Below are 17,816 nucleotides of genomic sequence, written 5' to 3'. Positions count from 1 at the left end.
CGGCGCATCAAGCCCGCGCACCGGACGGGAAAACCGGTGCCCACTTTTCCCTGTGCGCGGCGCATCAAGCCCGCGCACCGGACGGGAAAACCGGTGCCCGCTTTTCCCTGTGCGCGGCGCATCAAACCTGCGCACCATCCGCATCGGCCCGCCAAACGCACGCCTGATGTGCTATACTCCCCCTGTCCAATGACCGATGGGGGGAGTGATGATTATCCGGGTGTTCCGTGCCACCGTCCGTGACGACAAGATCCAGGACTTCAAGGCTTTTCTGACCGATACCGCTGTGCCGCACGTGCGCCGCCAGCCGGGCCTTGTTTCGGTCACCGCCGGGCTGCCGCGGCCGGATTCGCCCGCCACCTTCTGCGTGGTGATGGTCTGGGAAAGCGTCGAGGCGCTGCAGGCCTTTGCCGGCGAGGACTGGGAGCAGCCGCATGTGCTGCCCGAAGAGGACCCGATGGTGCTGAGCCGCCAGATCGACCACTACGACATGCTTGGACTGCTGAGCTGATCAGGCCGTCAGGCGCCGGAATACCAGTTGTACACGGTCTCCGCCCCCGCGCGCTCCGGCGTGAAACCGGATTTCTCCAGCACCCGGGCCGAGGCCGCGTTTTCCTGCATGACCCCGCCGGACAGCGTGACGCCGCTGCCGCGGAAATGCGCCTGCAATCCGCCAATCAGTTCGCTGGCCAGCCCCTGCCCCCAGGCGGTTTCGGCAAAGAGATATCCCAGGTTCCGGATGCTGCTGCCCTCTTCCGGGAAGGACAGGATGATCAGCCCGACACCTTCGCCCGCCGCATTGCAGAGGGCCGCCACTTCGGCCTGCTGCGACACAGCCGCCAGGAATTCGCGGCGGCTCTGATCGCTGCCCTGTGCCTGAAACCCGTCCGGCAGCCATTGCACCACTTTCGGCGCAAACAGGCCCGCCAGCTCCGCCGCCGTCAGATCCTGCCAGGGGGCGGCCCGCAGACGGCCGGTTTTCAGATCCAGCAGGCTCATGTGCTGACCGCCTTCTGCACCATGCCCCAATAGACCCGCTCCACCTCGTCCAGCGACAGCCGCCCCTCTGAGCGGTACCAGGTGTTGACCCCGTTCAGCATCGCAATCACCGCCAGTGTCGCAATCTTGGTGTCGGGAATGGCGAACACGCCCTGCTCGACCCCTTGCTTCAGGATCCCTTCCACGCCGTTCTCGTAGTCCCGCCGCAGCGATTCGATGACGGTGAAATTCTCCTCCGTCAGATTGCGCAGCTCCATATAGGCGATGAACACCGCATCCGGGCGCTCCAGGTGAAAACGGATGTGAAAGCCGGTGAAGGCGCGCAGCCGTTCCAGTGCGCTGTCCGCCTGCGGCACCGAATCCCAGGCCGCTTGCAGCTCTGCCATATGGCCCGCCATCAGGTTGAACAGCAGGCTCTGCTTGTCCGGCGTGTAATTGTACAGGGCGCCCGCCTGCACCCCGACCTCCTTGGCGATCTGGCGCATCGAGACCGCGGCATAGCCATGCTGCGCAAACAGCCGCAGGGCCGCCTCGCGGATGCGGGGGCCGGTGATATCGGAGTGGGAACCTTGGGTGCGTGCCATGGGGCGACAATAACTGAACAGATGTTCAGAAAAAAGAGCGAATGCCGCCGCCCCATGCCTCTATCAGCCCGCGGCTGCGGCAACATCCCCAAACCGCCGCGGAAATTCAATTGTGCCAGCCCGCCGGACCTCCTAAAACCGGTCCAGCAGAGCATGGGGTTTGGGCAATGCAGTTTTGGACACGGATCGCATTTTTTCTGGCCGTGACGGCAGCCGCCGCCTGCACCCGGGTGCCAGAGCTGGAGGACCGGCTGACCCCCGACCTGCGCGGTGCGGACTACCCCGACCTCCTGCCGCTGGATGAGGCGCTGGAACCGCTGGACCCGCCGCAGCAGGCCGGCGAGGATCTGCAAGAGGAGCTCGACGCCCGCAGCGACCGCCTGAAACGCCGCGCCGAAGCCGTCAAAAACGCCGAACTCTGACCCCTCCGCGGCATTCCTGCCCGCACCGCTCCGCCTTGTTCCGCAGCGGCGTTGCACGCTTGCGCCGAACCCGCTAAGGCGGTGCGGACAAGTTTCGGACAAAGGACCTCCAGCCATGACAGAACCGCTTCGCCTAGGGATTGCAGGCTTGGGCACCGTCGGCATCGGCGTGGTGAAGATCATCCGCCGCCACGCAGCGCTGCTGGAGGCGCGGACCGGACGCCCTGTCGTGATTTCCGCCGTGTCAGCCCGCGACCCGCACAAGGACCGCGGCGTGCCGCTGCAGGATTACGTCTGGGAGACAGATCCCGTGGCGCTGGCCGTGCGCGAAGACGTTGATGTGTTCGTCGAACTGATGGGCGGCCATAACGGTGCCGCCAAGGCTGCGACCGAGGCCGCCCTGGCGGCCGGCAAGGACGTGGTCACCGCCAACAAGGCGCTGCTGGCCATCCACGGTCAGGAACTGGCGGAACAGGCAGAGGCTGCGGGCCGGGTGATCCGCTTCGAGGCTGCCGTGGCCGGCGGCATCCCGGTGATCAAGTCCCTGACCGAAGGACTGGCCGGCAATGAAATCACCCGCGTGATGGGGGTGATGAACGGTACCTGCAACTACATCCTGACCCAGATGGAGGCCACCGGCCAGGGCTACAACGCCCTCTTTGAGGAATGCGGCCGCCTGGGCTATCTGGAAGCCGACCCGAACCTTGATGTGGGCGGTATCGACGCGGGCCACAAGCTGGCGCTTCTGGCCTCCATCGCCTTTGGCACCAAACCGGCCTTTGCCAACGTGGAGCTGGAAGGCATCCAGCGCATCCAGCTGGACGACATCCGCGCCGCTGCCGACATGGGCTACCGCATCAAGCTCTTGGGCGTGGCGCAGCGCACCGCCCGCGGGCTGGAACAGCGCATGTCGCCCTGCCTGGTGCCCGACGATTCCCCGCTGGGCCAGCTGGAAGGCGGCACCAACATGGTGGTGATCGAGGGCGACTCGATTGAGCAGGTGGTGCTGCGCGGCCCCGGCGCCGGCGAAGGCCCGACCGCCAGCGCGGTGATGGGCGATATCCTCGACCTCGCCCGCGGCCTGCGCATTGCCACCTTCGGCCAGCCTGCCAGCTCCCTGCAGGAGGCGCCCGCCGCCCAGACCGGACTGCCGGCGCCGTTCTACCTGCGGATGGGGCTTCTGGACAAACCGGGCGCGCTGGCCAAAGTGGCCGCCATTCTGGGCGAGGCCGGCGTGTCGATCGACCGGATGCGCCAGTACAGCCACAAGGCGCCGGTGGCGCCGGTGCTGTTCGTCACCCACAAGTGCACCCGCGCGACCCTGGACGTGGCGCTTGAAGGCCTCACCGCCACTGACGTTGTCGACGGCACTCCTGTCGCGCTGCGCATCGAAGAGGTCTGAGCCGGAGGCAATCCGGCGAAAATCGGCAATTTTAAGCGCTGCGGCAGGGCTTTCCTGCCGCAGCAGCCCTTATCGCCCCTTGCGAGCCTGCCCCGCCCCGCGCTATTCGGCTTGAAACGCCCATTCACATCTGACCCGTTGAGACAGGATTTCCGGTATGACTTCGAACACCCCTGACGCGCCCTTTCATGACCGCATGCTGTCGCTGGGCCTCGCCCGCGTTGCCGAACAGGCCGCCCTGGCCTCTGCCTCGCTGATCGGCCGCGGCGACGAGAAAGCCGCCGACCAGGCCGCCGTGAACGCCATGCGCGAGCAGCTGAACCTGCTGGACATCGCAGGCGTGGTGGTGATCGGCGAGGGCGAGCGCGACGAGGCACCGATGCTGTACATCGGCGAGGAAGTCGGCACCGGCAAAGGCCCCGGCGTAGATATCGCGCTGGACCCGCTGGAAGGCACGACGCTGACCGCCAAGGACATGCCCAACGCGCTGACCGTGATTGCCATGGGCCCGCGCGGCTCCATGCTGCACGCGCCGGACACCTACATGGACAAGCTGGCAATCGGCCCGGGTTTCGAGGACGGCGTGGTTTCGCTGGACATGTCCCCGCGCGAGCGTGTCGAGGCGCTGGCCAAGGCCAAAGGCTGCGCACCCTCCGATATCACCGTCTGCATTCTGGAGCGCCCGCGCCACGAGGCGATGATCGCCGAAGTGCGTGAAACCGGCGCCGCCATCCGCCTGATCACCGACGGCGACGTGGCAGGGGTCATGCACTGCGCCGAAAGCGACGTGACCGGCATCGACATGTACATGGGCCAGGGCGGCGCACCCGAGGGCGTGCTGGCCGCAGCTGCGCTGAAATGCATGGGCGGCCAGATCTTCGGCCGCCTGCTGTTCCGCAATGACGACGAGAAAGCCCGCGCCGCCAAGGCCGGCATCACCGACCTGGACCGGATCTATGCCCGCGACGAGATGGTCACCCAGGATGTGATCTTCGCCGCCACCGGCGTGACCGGCGGCTCGCTGCTGCCCTCGCTCAAACGGACCCCGGGCTGGGTTGAAACCACCACCCTGCTGATGCGCTCCAAAACCGGCTCGGTGCGCCGCATGTCCTATCGCACGCCGCTGGAACCGCACCAGAAGTGAACCGGCACTGCGCCCGCGAAGCGGCTTGCGCCGCGGCCTCCGGCGGGAGTATTTGAGGAAAGATGAAAGGGCCGGATCCAATTGGGTCCGGCCTTTGCTTACGGGTGAGACGCATGAGCTTTTTGGGTGTAGAGCAGTCATTGACCGGCCGCCGCTGGGTTGGCCCCGGGGTGGAAGTGGACCGTGCCTCCGAAATGATGGCGCAGCAGACCGGCCTGCCCCGCTCTGTCTGCCAGGTGCTGGCCCGGCGCGGGGTGCCGGCGATGGAGGCCAAGGGATTTCTTGAACCAAAGCTGAAAGAACTGCTGCCAGACCCGCGCGAGATGAAGGACATGGAGGCCGCCGCCGCCCGCTTCCTGGAAGCCGTGCGGCGCAAGCAGCGGATTGCGGTCTTTGCCGACTATGACGTCGATGGCGGCAGCTCGGCTGCGCTGCTGCTGGTCTGGCTGCGGCAGATGGGGCTGGAAGCCACGCTTTACATCCCCGACCGCATCGACGAGGGCTATGGCCCCAATGTTCCGGCCATGCAGGAGCTTGCCGCCGCCCACGACCTGATCATCTGTGTCGATTGCGGCACCCTCAGCCATGAGCCCATTGCCGCCGCCAAGGGTGCCGACGTGATCGTGCTGGACCACCACCTGGGCGGCGAAACGCTGCCCGACTGCGTGGCGGTGGTGAACCCCAACCGGCAGGACGAAAGCGGCGACCTGGGTTATTTCTGTGCCGCGGGCGTGGTGTTCCTGATGCTGGTCGAGGCAGGCCGCCAGATGCGCGAGGGTGGCGCCAAGGGCCCGGACCTGATGGCGCTGCTGGACCTGGTGGCGCTGGCCACCGTGGCGGATGTGGCGCCTTTGATCGGTGCCAACCGGGCGCTGGTGCGCCAGGGCTTGAAAGTAATGGGTGCCCGCAAACGTCCCGGACTGGTGGCTTTGTCCGATGTTTCCCGCATGGATTCGGCGCCTTCGACCTACCACCTCGGCTTCCTGCTGGGCCCGCGGGTCAATGCCGGCGGCCGCATCGGCAAGGCTGACCTCGGCGCACGCCTGTTATCGACGGACAACCCGCATGAGGCGGCCGCACTCGCAGAAAGGCTGGACGAGCTGAACACCGAGCGCCGCGACATCGAAAACGCCGTGCGCGCTGCCGCTTTGGAACAGGCAGAGGAGCGCGGTCTGGACGCCCCGCTGGTCTGGGCCGCGGGCGAGGGCTGGCACCCGGGCGTGGTCGGCATCGTCGCCTCCCGCCTGAAGGAAGCCGCCAACCGGCCCGCCGTCGTGATCGGCTTTGACGGCGAAGAGGGCAAGGGATCAGGCCGGTCCGTGTCCGGCGTCGATCTTGGCGCCTCGATCCAGCGGCTGGCGGCCGAAGGGCTGCTGGTCAAGGGCGGCGGCCACAAGATGGCTGCAGGCCTCACCGTGATGCGCGACAAGCTGGAGCCGGCCATGGCGCGGCTGACGGAATTGCTGGCCAAACAGGGCGCAGGCCAGGGCGGCCCGGCCGACCTGAAGCTCGACGGCGCGCTGATGCCGGGGGCGGCCAGCGTGGACCTGATCGAGCAGATCGAACAGGCAGGCCCGTTTGGCGCCGGCGCCCCTGCCCCGCGCTATGCGCTGCCGGATCTTCAGGTGCGCTTTGCCAAGAAAGTGGGTGAAAGCCACCTCAAGCTCTCCCTCAGCGACGGCATGGGCGGAGGTGTCGATGCGATCTGCTTTGGCGCCTTTGATACCGCGCTCGGCCCCCGGCTGCTGGAGCACGGCGGTGCCCGCTTCCATTTTGCCGGACGGCTGGAAATCAACACCTGGGGCGGCCGCCAAAGTCCGCAGCTGCGCCTGGAAGACGCTGCCGAAGCCTGAGTTTTCAAAGGCTTGGGCCCTGTGGATAAGAAATTTCACAAAGGCGTATTTTTTCTCTTGCGGGTTCCGGCGCTTACAACTAAATACCCGCTCACGCACAGAGTGGCCCGTTCGTCTATCGGTTAGGACGCCAGGTTTTCAACCTGGAAAGAGGGGTTCGATTCCCCTACGGGCTGCCACTTCCCCCATTGCAGCAAGCACCGATAACACGCCGAATTGGCGTGATTTTTTTGTTTTTTATCAGCTCTTTAGCGAAAACATGAGGCGGGCGGAAAAACTTCGCATTTCTGCAAAAATCCCCTTGCGCCCGTCCGGCGCAATCAGTAAACACCGCCTCACAGACAGAGTGGCCCGTTCGTCTATCGGTTAGGACGCCAGGTTTTCAACCTGGAAAGAGGGGTTCGATTCCCCTACGGGCTGCCACTTCCCCCCCCCCGACAATGAACCAGTGCTGACGGTAGCGGAAAACTGTCAAAAGCCACACGTCTTTGGCACTGCGGCCATGACCTGTTTGCGCAGGCGCTGCCTGCAAGCCGTACTGGGGCAGTATGACATGATGTTCAGCCCCGGCGCCTGCTGGTGCGGGCACCGGCACGCCTGCCAGACCTGCCGTTAAGATGCTGCAGGCGTATCCGCCTTGCCGTCCGCCTTCTCCATGCCTTCGCGGTAGAAGCAATGCTGCGCCCGGCCCGCGCGCTTGGCGGCATAAAGCGCCAGATCCGCCTGGTTCAGCAGCTGCTGGGCGTCCGGGTGCTGCTGCCATGTGGACAGCGTGGTGCCGGCGCTGGCGGAAATCCGGCAGGTCCGGCCGCCAAAGGGAACCGGCTCCTCCAGGCGCTGAATCAGCCGCTTGGCGATCGCTGCAAGCCTGCCGGTGTCCAGCACCCCTTCGAGAATCATAACGAACTCGTCGCCGCCGACCCGCGCAACCGTGTCCGACTGGCGTGTGCACTCCACCATTACTCTGGCAGCATGCTGCAGCACCGCATCGCCGGCCGCATGGCCCAGGGTGTCATTGACCTGCTTGAAGAAATCCAGATCCAGGTGCATCAGCGCAAATTCGCGGCCGCTGCTGATCAGCCGCCCCAGCACATGGTCCATCGCCCTGCGGTTCTTCAGCCCCGTCAGGGTGTCGGTAAAGGCCTGCTCCTCGGCGGCGATCTTGGCGCCCTGCAGGCGCAGGTTCAGCTGGCGCGAGGCCTCCATTGCGGCGGATTTCGCCTCCACCAGATAGAGCATTTCGATGGTCAGGTCCGTGGGCGAAAAATCGGCGCTGGTCAGGTCATAGTCCCGCACCGCCTCCAGCACGGAGATGCCAAAGGACAGATTGATGAACGCGCCCTGCCCTTCGGGCAGCGGCGTGCACACTCCTTTGAGGCCGGTCTGGGGAGCGTCGCGGAATTGCAGATGCAGCTTGCTGCCCGAGGTGCGCAGCAGATCCTCCACCGAGCGCACCGACCGCGGCCGGGACAGGTCGAACACCCGGAAGAACCGCCGCCCTTCCCAATCCAGCTGCGGCCGGAGCTTCTTCAGCGTCGGCCCGGCGGACACGATGCGGCCCTTGCCGTCAACAATGGCGTACATCGGACAAATCACGCCCGCCATCCCGGTCAGCTGCTGGAGTGTCATCATAACGAATGCGCCCCTAAATCAAACTCGCGGCCTGCGGCAAATTTCGTTTCCACAAGCGTGATCGAGATCACCTCGGCATCGTCCTGCGTGCCCCGGTGATCCAGAAATACAAGATCCCCGTAGTCGTCGGCCATGGCCCGGAGAACACCCATCAGGACATGAGCATAGCCGGGCAGGCCCGGCTGGCAAACCAGCTCGAACTGGTCGGGCGCCTGCTCCAGAAGCTCCAGCGCCGGCAGGTGCAAATCCGACACTGCCAGCCGGGCCCGGTCCGGCAGGTCATCCAGGGAATGCAGGAACTCGACATAATTGACGCCGCCAAAGCGCAGCAGCCTGCGCAGCGCCTCCACCTGGGGATTTGACACCAGAAACGTGCCCATATCCTCCAGCATCTCCGGCAAGGGGCGCGCCAGAACCTTCTCCATCGCGGCCAGCATCTGGCCCGACTGCTCCTCGGTGTAAAACAGCATGGCTTCGAACTCGGAGAATCCGAGTCCCGCCTCCTCCATGACCTCCTCCCAGCGGTCTGCGCCGTAAGTACTCGTCACAAATGCCTGAATCGCCCTGTTGATCAGACCGTGCATGCAATGGCCCCTCTTTGCCTACGCAGCAGTTTTGACGCCTGCAGGTTAAGAAAGGCACAACAAAGCAAATTTGCAGAAATATTAGCGAGCAATTCCGCCGCCTTACTTAACCCTAGCACGAATTCTGCACCCCCAGCGTCCGCAACCGGCCCCGTGCGCAATGCGATCATAATATGGCAACCAGCTCCCTGGCCACTTACTTCTGGCGAACCTTGCCCCGGCCCGCGGCCCGCAGATCACTGCCACTCCGGCCGCCGTTGCCCCCTAGTGGCCCGTCACGGCCGCAGAGGCAAGCCCGCGGCATGCACCGGCCGCAATCCGGCGGCGCCCGGTCGCCCGCCAGCCCCGGATACAAAAAAGCGGAGGCCCTGCCTCCGCTTGTCCGCCGCTTCTGAAATTCAGAAATCAGTGGGGGCGCCGCCTTCTGCTTTCCGGCGGGCGACAAAATCCGCCAGCTCGTCGCGGATGCCCGCATCCATTGGCGGCGCCTCGAAGGAGCCGATGATCTCCTTGAACATCTTGTGCGCGCGCTCCGCGGTCCAGGTGGCGCCAGCCTGCTCCCAGGCCTCGTAGTTGCGCCAGTCGCTCAGGAACGGCTGGTAAAAGGCGGTGGCATAGCGGTCCTGGGTGTGCTGGATGCCAAAGAAATGGCCGTCGTTGCCGACCTCCCGGATCGCATCCAGGGCAATTTCCTCCGGCCCCGTCGCAGAGATCTCGGGCTGCATGTAGCGTTCGATCTGCTGCAGGATCTCGCAGTCCATGATGAACTTCTCGGGGCTGGCGATCAGCCCCCCCTCCAGCCAGCCGGCCGCGTGGTAGACCATGTTGGTGCCCGACTGCACCGCCGCCCACAGCGAGTTCGAGGTTTCCCAGACCGCCTGCCCGTCCGGCACGTTCGCGGCGCAAACCCCGGAGGAGCGCATCGGCAGCCCGTAGAACCGCGCCATCTGCCCGGTCATTTGGGTCGAGCGCATGTATTCCGGCGTGCCGAAGGCCGGCGCTCCGGATTTCATGTCGACGTTGGAAGTAAAGGTGCCGATCACGCAGGGCGTGCCGGGGCGCACGTACTGGAACAGCGCAATCGCGCAGAGGCTTTCGGCAATCGACTGCGCCACCGCCCCCGCCATGGTCACCGGCGCCATTGCACCGGCCAGGGTAAAGGGCGACACCACAATCGCCTGCCCGCGCCGCGCCAGCCGCAGACAGCCGTCGATCATCGGGAAGTCGTGCTTCAGGGGCGAGGTCGAGTTGATGTTGGTGTACATATGCGGCTTGGCCTCGAACTCCTCATCGCTGAGGCCGCCGGCAATCCGCACCATCTCCATCACGTCCTCGACCCGCTCCTTGCCTAGGGAATAGGCGTGCATCGCCTTGTCGGTCAGCGTCAGCTTGTCATAGAGCACATCCAGGTGGCGGACCGAGGCATGGATGTCCACCGGCTCCACCGGATAGCCGCCGGCAAAGTGGATGCAGTTGAAATACTGCGTCAGCTTCAAAAGGTTGCGGCACTGCTCCCGGTTGCCCGCCACCTTCTTGTTCAGTTCCATGTCCCAGTAATTCGGCGGCGAGGACACGTTGCCGAACAGGATGTGGTTGCCGCCGAGCGGAATGGTCCGGTCCGGGTTGCGCGGGGTGATCGAGAATTCGCGCGGCGCCTTGCCCACCATTTCCATGACGAAATCGCGGTCCATCCTGACCAGCTCGCCTTCGACCTTGACGCCGGCCTGTTTGAAGATCTCCAGCGCCTCGGGGTTCAGGAACACCACGCCGATCTCTTCCAGGATGCGCATCGCGCCCTCGTGGATCGCCTGAATGCCCTCTTCGCTCAGGGGTTCCGTCGGGCGGTCGATGTTGACCGGGATCTGCCAGGGCATCTGCTCCAGCACCGCGCTGCCGCGCCGGGCCGCCGCGCCTGCCCTGCCCCCGCCCCGCCGTTTTCGTGCGCCTGTGTCTGCCATGCCGCCCTCCCCTGGGTCCGCGTTTCCTAAGTGCTGATCGTCAACCACTGTGCCAAACCCGCCTGCCTGAACCTGTCAGTTCCCGACCCCCGCTGTCGTTTTTCCTGCATCAAGCGCCGGGACTGCCGATTTCTGTACACTTATGCCCAGTATGCCGCACAAAAAAGCCGGCGCACAAGCTCCGTGCGCCGGCCTATGAAACCCTGCCTGCCGGCAGCTGCAGGAATCAGCCTGAACCGGCCAGCTGTTCAGCGATCCAGCCAGCCGGGGATATGGCCGATATCCGGCAGCACTGTATCGGCGTGCGGCAGCAGTTCCTCGCGCAGCGCCATGCCGGTCAGAACCCCGATCCGCTGCATCCCTGCGGCGGCACCGGCCTCCAGGTCGTGGCGGCTGTCGCCCACCATTGCTGTGCGTGCAGGCTCCACGCCCGCCGCCTTGCAGAACGCCAGCAGCGGGTCCGGATCCGGCTTGGCGCCATGGCCGCTGTCACAGCCTGCGACAAAGGCAAAGCGGTCCAGCACACCGGCCCGCTGCAGCTGGCTCTTGGCCGAGAATTCGGCGTCGTTGGTCATCACGCCCAGCACCTTGCCGCGCGCCAGGAGGCCGTCAAGGAACTCCGCCAGCGGTACCGCCGGCGCCAGCTCCGCAGCTGATGCGCTCTGGGCGAGGTAATCCGTCAGCTCCGCAAGGCTCATATGCGCAACATAGGGCGCAAGCGCCTCTGCCACCTCGTCATTGGAGCTGGCAATCACCAGGCTGTCGGGATTGAAGGCCGCCAGTTCCAGGTCAAAGCTGATCGCCTCCGCCATCGCCTCCTTGGCAGCCTGGCTCCCCTGCGAAAGAACCTCCAGCAATTCAGCGGCCCAGCCGTTCCAGGTGGCTGCAAAGTTGAACAGGGTTCCGTCCTTGTCGAACAGAAAGGCATCAACGGGCATGGCGGGTCCTTTTTCCACAGGATTCGGTCAGGACCCTAGGCACAGCCCTGTTCAATCTCAAGTCCAGTTCACCTGGGAACCGCCTGGAAGCGACATCCGGGCCTGCATCGGCATCTCATAGGCCAGCCCCTCGCAATCGCAGAACTGGATCACCCAGGCGTCATCCATCGTTAAGAAATCGAGCACCGAGCCCAAGAACTCCGGCTCCGCCGCCCGCGCCCGCAAATCCGCCTCGCTGGCACCGGTGGCGCCCAGAAACACCGGTAAAAGCTCATCATTCCCGGCCAGCCAGGCCAGGGCTTTCAGCGCCAGGGTCTCAGCGCCATCGGCGGAAATCTGCATGTTCCCCACTTTCCTGCCGCATTGCGGCCAATTTAGTAAAAATCCGAAAGGGTTTTTTAACCAGTCTCAGCAAAAACTGTAAGCCATAGGATTTGCAAGGGGCGAAAGGATACCGCGTGCAAGGCACTATCCTGGTCATCGACGGCGTCTCCACCAACCGCATCATGCTGAAGGTGCAGCTCGCGGCTGCCTACTACGATGCGGTCCAGGCCGGCAGCGTGGCAGAGGTGCTGCAGGCCGCGCGCAGCTGCCGTCCCGATCTGGTGCTCACCGCGATGTCTCTGCCCGACGGCACCGCCGCCGACGTCAAGCGCGCGCTGGCAGGGGATGAGGCGCTGGCCGACCTGCCGGTGATCGCGGTCTCCGACTGGGAGGGGCACAAGGCCCGGCTGCAGGCGCTGGCCGCGGGCATTGACGATGTGCTGCAGCAGCCGGTGGACGACGTGATCCTGCAGGCCCGCATCCGCAGCCTCCTGCGCGCCCGCAGCGCCAACGAAGAGCTGAACCTGCAGCGCGACGCCTCGCACGGCTTTATCCTGCCGCTCAGCGACCGCGCCTGCACCGAGGATCTGCGCAATGCCACCGTTGCGCTGGTGGCAGACGATCCGCGCACTGCCATGGCCTGGCGCGACCGTCTCTCGTCCAGCCTGCCCTATGCGCTTCGCACCCACGCCATCAGCGACATTCAGGGCCTGATGCAGGCGCCGGTGGCCGATGCCATCATCATAGAGCTGAACGAGGCCTCCGCAGGCCCCGGCCTGCGCCTGCTGGCGGATCTGCGCGCCCGCGCCGCCACCCGCAAATCGGTGGTGATTGCCGTGCCCAACCCGGCCGACCCCAACATCGCGGCCGAAGCGCTGGACCGCGGCGCCCATGACGTGCTGCAGACCGGTTTCGATGTCGAGGAGCTGGAGCTGCGCCTGAACAGCCAGCTGCAGCACAAGATTCGCAAGGACCGGCTCCGCGACAGCGTCCGCAACGGGCTGCGCGCGGCAGTGCTGGACCCGATGACAGGCCTCTACAACCGCCGCTATGCCAGGCCCTTCCTGGACCGGGTGGCGCATTCGGCGGCGGAAACCGGCGAGAAATTCGCGGTCATGGTTGCCGATCTCGACCATTTCAAGCGGATCAACGATCTCTATGGCCACCCTGCAGGCGACGCCGTGCTGGTGGAGGCCGCCCGCCGGATGCAGGCGGTGCTGCGGCCTGCGGACCTGCTGGCACGTGTCGGCGGCGAGGAATTCATGGCCATCCTGCCGGGCGCCACCGAGGCAGAGGCAGGCCTGACCGCGATCGCCCTGTGCAACGCCATCAACGGCACGCCGTTCCAGGTGCCCGGCGCCGCAGAGCCGGTCAAGGTCACCATCAGCATCGGCGCGGTAATGGGCGGCGCAGGCAAGGACAGCAGCGCCTCCGCGCTGGTCGAGAAAGCCGACCAGGCGCTCTACAATGCCAAGAATGCCGGCCGCAATCAGGTCACCCTGTCAGCCGAGTGCACGGAAGCGGCCTGACCCCAGCCGGTCTGGCATGTTTACCAGCAAAAAGGGCAGCCGGCGCCGGCTGCCCTTTTTGCTTCAGCAGATGCCGCTCCGCCACCCGCAACCCCTAGTCGCGCTGTTGCCGCTGTTCGCGCCGCTCGTGCCAGCGCCGGACGCGCTGCTGCATCCGCTCCTCCAGCCGGTCGGCAAAATCCACCCGTTCCGCCGGCGTCATTGCCTCCAGCTTGCGCACCCAGGCGGCCTGCACCTTGGTGTGAAACGCATGATGCGCATCCGCCTGCGCCCGCATCAGCGCCAGCATGCCGGCGGCATCAAAGGTCTCGCTGCGCAGCGCCGCAATCACCGCGATGCCCTCCGCCTGGCGGCGCTTGACGTAGCTGCCGTGGCTGCCGCCTGCCTCCTGCCGCAGCGCCTTGCGGGTGTCGCGGTCCAGTTCCCGGAACATCATCGCGCCGATGTCCGGCGGCCGCCGCCAGTGCTGGTCCTTGCCGCTGTACCGCCAGGCCGCCCCGGCCGCGATGCCGATCACGGCCAGGTTCAGCGCCAGTGATCCTGCCAGCAGCAGCTTCAGCCACAGCTTCATTCCGGGTTTGCCCTCCGCACTCATTGCAGGTCCTCGCTCAGCACCATTGCCATGTCATAGCTGTCGTAGGGCACCGCATTGCCGCTGTCCTCATATCCCGCCAGCGCCACCGGATCCGGCACAAAGGAGGGCGGCGCCAGGCCGATCCACAGCCCCGCGGCGCTGGCCGCCGCAAGGCCGCCCATGGCAGGCCAGCCGCCCACCGCCTCGATCAGCTGCCGCCACAGCGGCTGCCTGGCCGCCCGGACCGGGCCTGCCGCATGGCGCCCCTGCTGCACCCGGCCCGCATCCGCCAGGATGGCCGCGCTCAGATGCTCCGGCAGCGCAGGCCGGTCGCGGCGCGCCGCGGCAAACAGCTTTTCCAGTTCCTGGTTTGCCTTGTCTGTGTCAGCCATCATTATACCCCAACTCCTCGCGCCGCCCGACCAGAGCCGCGGCCAGCGCCCGTTTGCCCCGGGCGGTGAGACTCTCCACCGCCTCGGTGCTGATGTCCATGATCCCGGCAATCTCCGGGTTCGAAAGCTCTTCCAGATGCCGCAGCACCACCGCCTGACGCTGCCGCTCCGGCAATTGCATCAAGGCCGCCTGCAGCGCATCCTGCCGCGCGCCGTCCTGCATCTGCTCCGCGGCTGAGCGGCCCGGGTCCGGCGGCTCCGGCACTGCGTCCAGATCCACATGGCCGCCGCGGGCGCGCCGCTTGCGGTCGATGCACAGGTTCATCGCCACCCGGTAAAGCCAGGTCGACACCTGCGCCTCCCCCGGCCGCCACTCCGGCGCCATCTTCCACAGGCGAAGCATTGTCTCCTGGGTCACGTCCTCGGCCTCGGCGCGGATCCCCATCACCCGCATCGCCACGCCAAAGACCCGCGGCCCCAGCCGCGCGGTCAGCTCCGCCGCCGCCCGGCTGTCGCCATTGGCATAAAGCACCAGAAGCGCATCGTCGGAGACCTCCTCCGCCGCCGCGCTCATGGCTGCCGGACCCGCACCTGGGGCCCGGCGCCGCGATATTTCCGCGTTATGCAGCACGCTTCAGCGATCAGTTCTGCTCCATTTGCTTCCCGGCACCCTGGCCATGGCCGTGCATTCCGCCGCGGTGCATCCGGGCATTTTCGAATTCCGCCTTGGAAATTCCGCCGCTGCCATCGGCATCCATCCGGTCGAACATCCTGCCCGCCCGGCGCGGCTGCGGCATCTCGTCCTTACTCAACGCGCCATCGCCGTCCTTGTCAAAGCGTTCCAGCATATTGGCGGCCCTCTCGTCTGCGTGCTGCCGCGCCCGCGCCTGCATTTCCTCCAGCGTCAGCTTGCCGTCGCCATTGGCATCCGCCTTGGCGAAATGGGCGTCCTTCATCGCCTGGATTTCCGCCTTAGTCACCTCACCGCTGCCGTCGGTGTCGATCTCCTCAAAGGACATCTTCGGCCCATGAAGGCCAAAGCCCTTGGCCAGCGCAGCACTGCCTGCGGTCATGCCTGCGGCGGCCACGATCAGGGCGATGAACTTGACGTGTTTCATGTCGTCTTTCCTTTGTTCAGCGGCAGCCACTTGCTGCCCGATGCACAGGAAAAACGCCCCAGCGCCGCGCTTCCGTCGCAAAAATGAGAAAAAAGTTTCTGCCGCCGTCCCGTTGCGGCAAACCGGCGCACGAACCTTGCTTTCCCCTTTCGCGCCCTCCTGAAGCGCGCAAAGATGTGCCCAGCACACAGGATATTGCCATGACCGAGTCCCCCGCCGCGGCAGCCCCCGGCGCAGACACCGACCGCCCCACCATGCCCGCCCTGGCCAAGGGCTGGCGCTGCCGCTGCCCCGAATGCGGCGAGGGGCGCCTTTTGCATTCCTATCTCAAGGTGAACGCGCGCTGCAGCCACTGCGGCCTCGACCTCACCCATGCCCGCGCCGACGACGGCCCGGCCTACCTCACCATCCTGATCGTCGGCCACATCATGGCGCCCATGATGCATGTGGTCTATTTCTCCTGGCGGCCGGAGCCCCTGGTGATGTTCACGGTTTTCACGATTGGCTGCCTGGCATCTTCCCTCTATCTTCTGCCGCGGATGAAGGGGATCGTCATCGCCTACCAATGGGCGCGGCAGATGCACGGCTTCGGCAAGGCCACCCCGGCGGAAAAAGGGCAGTAACACCATGAGCGAGACGTATCTCAGCGGCGAAACCACCACCGACAAGACCGCAATCCGCAACGCGGCGACAGTGATCGCCATGCGCGGCCGGATGTCGGACGACCCGCAGGTGCTGATGGGACAGCGCGGTGCCAAGGCGGCGTTCATGCCCAACAAGTTCGTCTTTCCCGGCGGTGCCGTGGATGTGGCCGACGCGCAGGTCCCGCTGGCCTCTCCCATTTCCGCAGTCTGCCAGGAGCGCCTCGCCGACAAGGCGCCCGGGGATGTGCACCATGCCCTCGCCGTCGCCGCGGTGCGCGAGTTGTGGGAGGAAGCCGGCCTGATCCTGGGCGAGCCCGGCGCATGGCAGGGAGACATCCCCGAAGACTGGCAGAGCTTTGCCGCCACCGGCCATGTGCCTTCGGCCAGGGCGATGCAGTTCGTGTTCCGCGCCCTGACCCCGCCGGGCCGCCCGCGCCGCTTCGACGCGCGCTTCTTTCTGGTGGATGCCGATCAGATCACCGGCGACCTGGATGATTTCTCCCGCGCCGCGGATGAGCTGTCGCACCTGCAATGGATTCCGCTCAGCCAGGTGCGCAGCTTCGACCTGCCCTTCATCACCGAGGTGGTGCTGGCCGAAGTCACCGCCCGCGTCCGCGACGCCGAGCCGCCGCAAAGCGTGCCCTATTTCCACAACAACGACGAGGCCAGCCTGTTCCTGCGCCTCAAGGGCTACCCGATGCCCGCCGACGGCTGAAGGATCACGTTTCCCGGCGCGGGAAACGTCCTTTGAAACCCGTGCTTTCCGGGCCGGAATTATCGCATAATTCCGGCTGCCCAGCTGCTGACGCTCCCGGTTACAGGGCCAGAACCAGCACCAGGATCGACACGATCAGCAGCCCCATGCCCGCCAGTTCGCGGAGCGTGACTTTCTCCTTGAAGAACAGCACCGACGCCAGCAGCGACAACAGCAGCTCCACCTGCCCCACCGCCTTCACATAGGCCGCGTTTTGCAGCGTGAAGGCCCAGAACCAGCAGAATGAGCCCCCCATGCTGGTCAGCCCCACCCAAACCGCAACTTTGCGTGCCTGCCAGACCCGGGCGATCTCGCCCTTCTCGCGCAGGCCCAGCCAGACCAGCATGAACAACGTCTGCAGACTGACCACCGCAGCCAGGGTCACGCCTGCGCGGAACATCGGCTCCAGCTCCGCCAGCTGCAGCGACGCGCCGCGGTAGCTGACCGCGGAAAAGGCAAACAGCACCCCCGACCCCAGCCCCAGCTGCGAGGCCCGGTTGGTCAGATGCCGCCACCAGGGGCCTGCCGCATCCGGGGTCTTGGACAGCACCAGAACGGCGGCCAGCCCGATCAGGATCGCCGCCCAGCCGCCAAGGCTGACAGGATCGCCCAGCACCGCCAGCCCGACGATGGCGGTCTGGATCACTTCGGTCTTCTTGAAGGTGATGCCAACCGCGAAATTGCGCTGCTTGAACAGGGCGACGACGCAGACGGTGGCCAGGATCTGCGCGGTGCCGCCGATGGCCGCAAACATCCAGAACTTCGGCCCCAGTTCCGGCAGGCTCCGCCCTGAGACCGCCAGATAACCCGCCAGCCCGGCCAGAATGAAGGGCGCCGAATAGACAAACCGGGCGAAGGTGGCTCCGCCCGGCGACAGCGTCACGCTGCTCAGGACCTTCTGCAGCATGAAGCGCACGGTCTGAAAGCTGGCAGCGGCTATGGAAACGGGGATCCAGGCAAACATG

The 17,816-nt window shown here is 65.8% G+C and carries 20 protein-coding genes and 2 tRNA genes; 10 read left to right on the top strand and 12 right to left on the bottom strand.

Annotation, left to right across the window (positions count from 1 at the left end; genetic code table 11):
- Nucleotides 1–208: 208 nt before the first annotated feature.
- The gene (locus LHL23_RS12585; RefSeq protein ID WP_226430105.1) at nt 209–511 is read left to right on the top strand and encodes an antibiotic biosynthesis monooxygenase family protein; all 303 of its coding nucleotides are present in this window, start codon (nt 209–211) and stop codon (nt 509–511) included.
- Between the two features lie 8 nt (nt 512–519).
- Here LHL23_RS12585 and LHL23_RS12580 read toward each other — a convergent pair whose 3' ends face one another.
- Together LHL23_RS12580 and LHL23_RS12575 are read right to left on the bottom strand one after the other, a co-directional pair.
- A complete protein-coding gene (locus LHL23_RS12580; RefSeq protein WP_226430104.1) occupies nt 520–999 on the bottom strand; it encodes a GNAT family N-acetyltransferase in 480 nt (159 codons plus the stop codon).
- Nucleotides 996–1,583 carry a TetR/AcrR family transcriptional regulator gene (locus tag LHL23_RS12575; protein WP_039184136.1) on the bottom strand — a complete coding sequence of 196 codons (588 nt, stop codon included), beginning with the start codon at nt 1,581–1,583 and terminating at the stop codon, nt 996–998. The genes LHL23_RS12580 and LHL23_RS12575 overlap by 4 nt, the downstream gene beginning before the upstream one ends.
- Nucleotides 1,584–1,750: 167 nt before the next feature.
- On the opposite strand from LHL23_RS12575, the gene LHL23_RS12570 reads away from it, so the two are divergent.
- The 6 genes from LHL23_RS12570 (at nt 1,751) to LHL23_RS12545 (ending at nt 6,827) form a co-directional block, all read left to right on the top strand.
- On the top strand, nt 1,751–2,005 hold the full coding sequence (locus LHL23_RS12570) for a hypothetical protein (RefSeq protein ID WP_222480839.1): 255 nt from the start codon (nt 1,751–1,753) through the stop codon (nt 2,003–2,005).
- 115 nt (nt 2,006–2,120) lie between these two features.
- Entirely contained in the window at nt 2,121–3,407 is a 1,287-nt protein-coding gene (locus LHL23_RS12565) for a homoserine dehydrogenase (protein ID WP_226430103.1), read from the top strand.
- Nucleotides 3,408–3,564: 157 nt separating this feature from the next.
- Entirely contained in the window at nt 3,565–4,551 is a 987-nt protein-coding gene (glpX, locus tag LHL23_RS12560) for a class II fructose-bisphosphatase (RefSeq protein ID WP_222480835.1), read from the top strand.
- A gap of 113 nt (nt 4,552–4,664) precedes the next feature.
- Nucleotides 4,665–6,404 carry a single-stranded-DNA-specific exonuclease RecJ gene (gene recJ / locus LHL23_RS12555; RefSeq protein WP_226430102.1) on the top strand — a complete coding sequence of 580 codons (1,740 nt, stop codon included), beginning with the start codon at nt 4,665–4,667 and terminating at the stop codon, nt 6,402–6,404.
- A 104-nt stretch (nt 6,405–6,508) separates the two neighbouring features.
- Nucleotides 6,509–6,583, top strand: a tRNA-Glu gene (locus LHL23_RS12550).
- Between the two features lie 169 nt (nt 6,584–6,752).
- A tRNA-Glu gene (locus LHL23_RS12545) sits at nt 6,753–6,827 on the top strand.
- Between the two features lie 189 nt (nt 6,828–7,016).
- Here LHL23_RS12545 and LHL23_RS12540 read toward each other — a convergent pair.
- The 5 genes from LHL23_RS12540 to LHL23_RS12520 all read right to left on the bottom strand — a co-directional run bounded on the left by LHL23_RS12540 (nt 7,017) and on the right by LHL23_RS12520 (nt 11,858).
- Nucleotides 7,017–8,036 carry a GGDEF domain-containing protein gene (locus tag LHL23_RS12540; RefSeq protein ID WP_226430101.1) on the bottom strand — a complete coding sequence of 340 codons (1,020 nt, stop codon included), beginning with the start codon at nt 8,034–8,036 and terminating at the stop codon, nt 7,017–7,019.
- Nucleotides 8,033–8,620 (bottom strand): heme NO-binding domain-containing protein, encoded by a 588-nt coding sequence (locus LHL23_RS12535; RefSeq protein WP_222480829.1) that lies wholly within the window; start codon nt 8,618–8,620, stop codon nt 8,033–8,035. The genes LHL23_RS12540 and LHL23_RS12535 overlap by 4 nt, the downstream gene beginning before the upstream one ends.
- Nucleotides 8,621–9,018: 398 nt before the next feature.
- Complete coding sequence (locus tag LHL23_RS12530; RefSeq protein ID WP_226430100.1) at nt 9,019–10,578, bottom strand: trimethylamine methyltransferase family protein; 1,560 nt, start codon at nt 10,576–10,578, stop codon at nt 9,019–9,021.
- Between the two features lie 248 nt (nt 10,579–10,826).
- A complete protein-coding gene (locus tag LHL23_RS12525; RefSeq protein ID WP_226430099.1) occupies nt 10,827–11,516 on the bottom strand; it encodes an HAD family hydrolase in 690 nt (229 codons plus the stop codon).
- Nucleotides 11,517–11,573: 57 nt separating this feature from the next.
- Nucleotides 11,574–11,858 carry a DUF3572 domain-containing protein gene (locus LHL23_RS12520; RefSeq protein ID WP_222480823.1) on the bottom strand — a complete coding sequence of 95 codons (285 nt, stop codon included), beginning with the start codon at nt 11,856–11,858 and terminating at the stop codon, nt 11,574–11,576.
- 116 nt (nt 11,859–11,974) lie between these two features.
- On the opposite strand from LHL23_RS12520, the gene LHL23_RS12515 reads away from it, so the two are divergent.
- On the top strand, nt 11,975–13,369 hold the full coding sequence (locus LHL23_RS12515) for a diguanylate cyclase (protein ID WP_226430098.1): 1,395 nt from the start codon (nt 11,975–11,977) through the stop codon (nt 13,367–13,369).
- A 94-nt stretch (nt 13,370–13,463) separates the two neighbouring features.
- On the opposite strand, the gene LHL23_RS12510 is transcribed toward LHL23_RS12515, so the two are convergent.
- The 4 genes from LHL23_RS12510 to LHL23_RS12495 all read right to left on the bottom strand — a co-directional run bounded on the left by LHL23_RS12510 (nt 13,464) and on the right by LHL23_RS12495 (nt 15,453).
- Nucleotides 13,464–13,940 (bottom strand): periplasmic heavy metal sensor, encoded by a 477-nt coding sequence (locus LHL23_RS12510; protein WP_226430097.1) that lies wholly within the window; start codon nt 13,938–13,940, stop codon nt 13,464–13,466.
- A 20-nt stretch (nt 13,941–13,960) separates the two neighbouring features.
- Nucleotides 13,961–14,338 (bottom strand): hypothetical protein, encoded by a 378-nt coding sequence (locus LHL23_RS12505; protein ID WP_226430096.1) that lies wholly within the window; start codon nt 14,336–14,338, stop codon nt 13,961–13,963.
- Entirely contained in the window at nt 14,328–14,909 is a 582-nt protein-coding gene (locus LHL23_RS12500) for an RNA polymerase sigma factor (RefSeq protein WP_226430095.1), read from the bottom strand. The genes LHL23_RS12505 and LHL23_RS12500 overlap by 11 nt, the downstream gene beginning before the upstream one ends.
- Nucleotides 14,910–14,976: 67 nt before the next feature.
- Entirely contained in the window at nt 14,977–15,453 is a 477-nt protein-coding gene (locus tag LHL23_RS12495; RefSeq protein ID WP_226430094.1) for an EF-hand domain-containing protein, read from the bottom strand.
- Between the two features lie 200 nt (nt 15,454–15,653).
- Between LHL23_RS12495 and LHL23_RS12490 the strand changes: the two genes are divergently transcribed.
- Together LHL23_RS12490 and LHL23_RS12485 are read left to right on the top strand one after the other, a co-directional pair.
- Nucleotides 15,654–16,076 carry a DUF983 domain-containing protein gene (locus tag LHL23_RS12490; RefSeq protein WP_226430093.1) on the top strand — a complete coding sequence of 141 codons (423 nt, stop codon included), beginning with the start codon at nt 15,654–15,656 and terminating at the stop codon, nt 16,074–16,076.
- A gap of 4 nt (nt 16,077–16,080) precedes the next feature.
- Nucleotides 16,081–16,812 carry an NUDIX hydrolase gene (locus tag LHL23_RS12485; protein ID WP_226430092.1) on the top strand — a complete coding sequence of 244 codons (732 nt, stop codon included), beginning with the start codon at nt 16,081–16,083 and terminating at the stop codon, nt 16,810–16,812.
- 100 nt (nt 16,813–16,912) lie between these two features.
- Here LHL23_RS12485 and LHL23_RS12480 read toward each other — a convergent pair whose 3' ends face one another.
- A complete protein-coding gene (locus LHL23_RS12480) occupies nt 16,913–17,815 on the bottom strand; it encodes a DMT family transporter (RefSeq protein WP_226430091.1) in 903 nt (300 codons plus the stop codon).
- Between the last annotated feature and the right edge of the window lies 1 nt (nt 17,816).

Source organism: Leisingera sp. McT4-56 (assembly GCF_020514995.1).
In the GTDB taxonomy this organism is placed as follows: domain Bacteria; phylum Pseudomonadota; class Alphaproteobacteria; order Rhodobacterales; family Rhodobacteraceae; genus Leisingera; species Leisingera aquaemixtae_A.
Note: the sequence above shows the minus strand (reverse complement) of the source record. Positions and strands in the feature narration are given on the sequence as shown.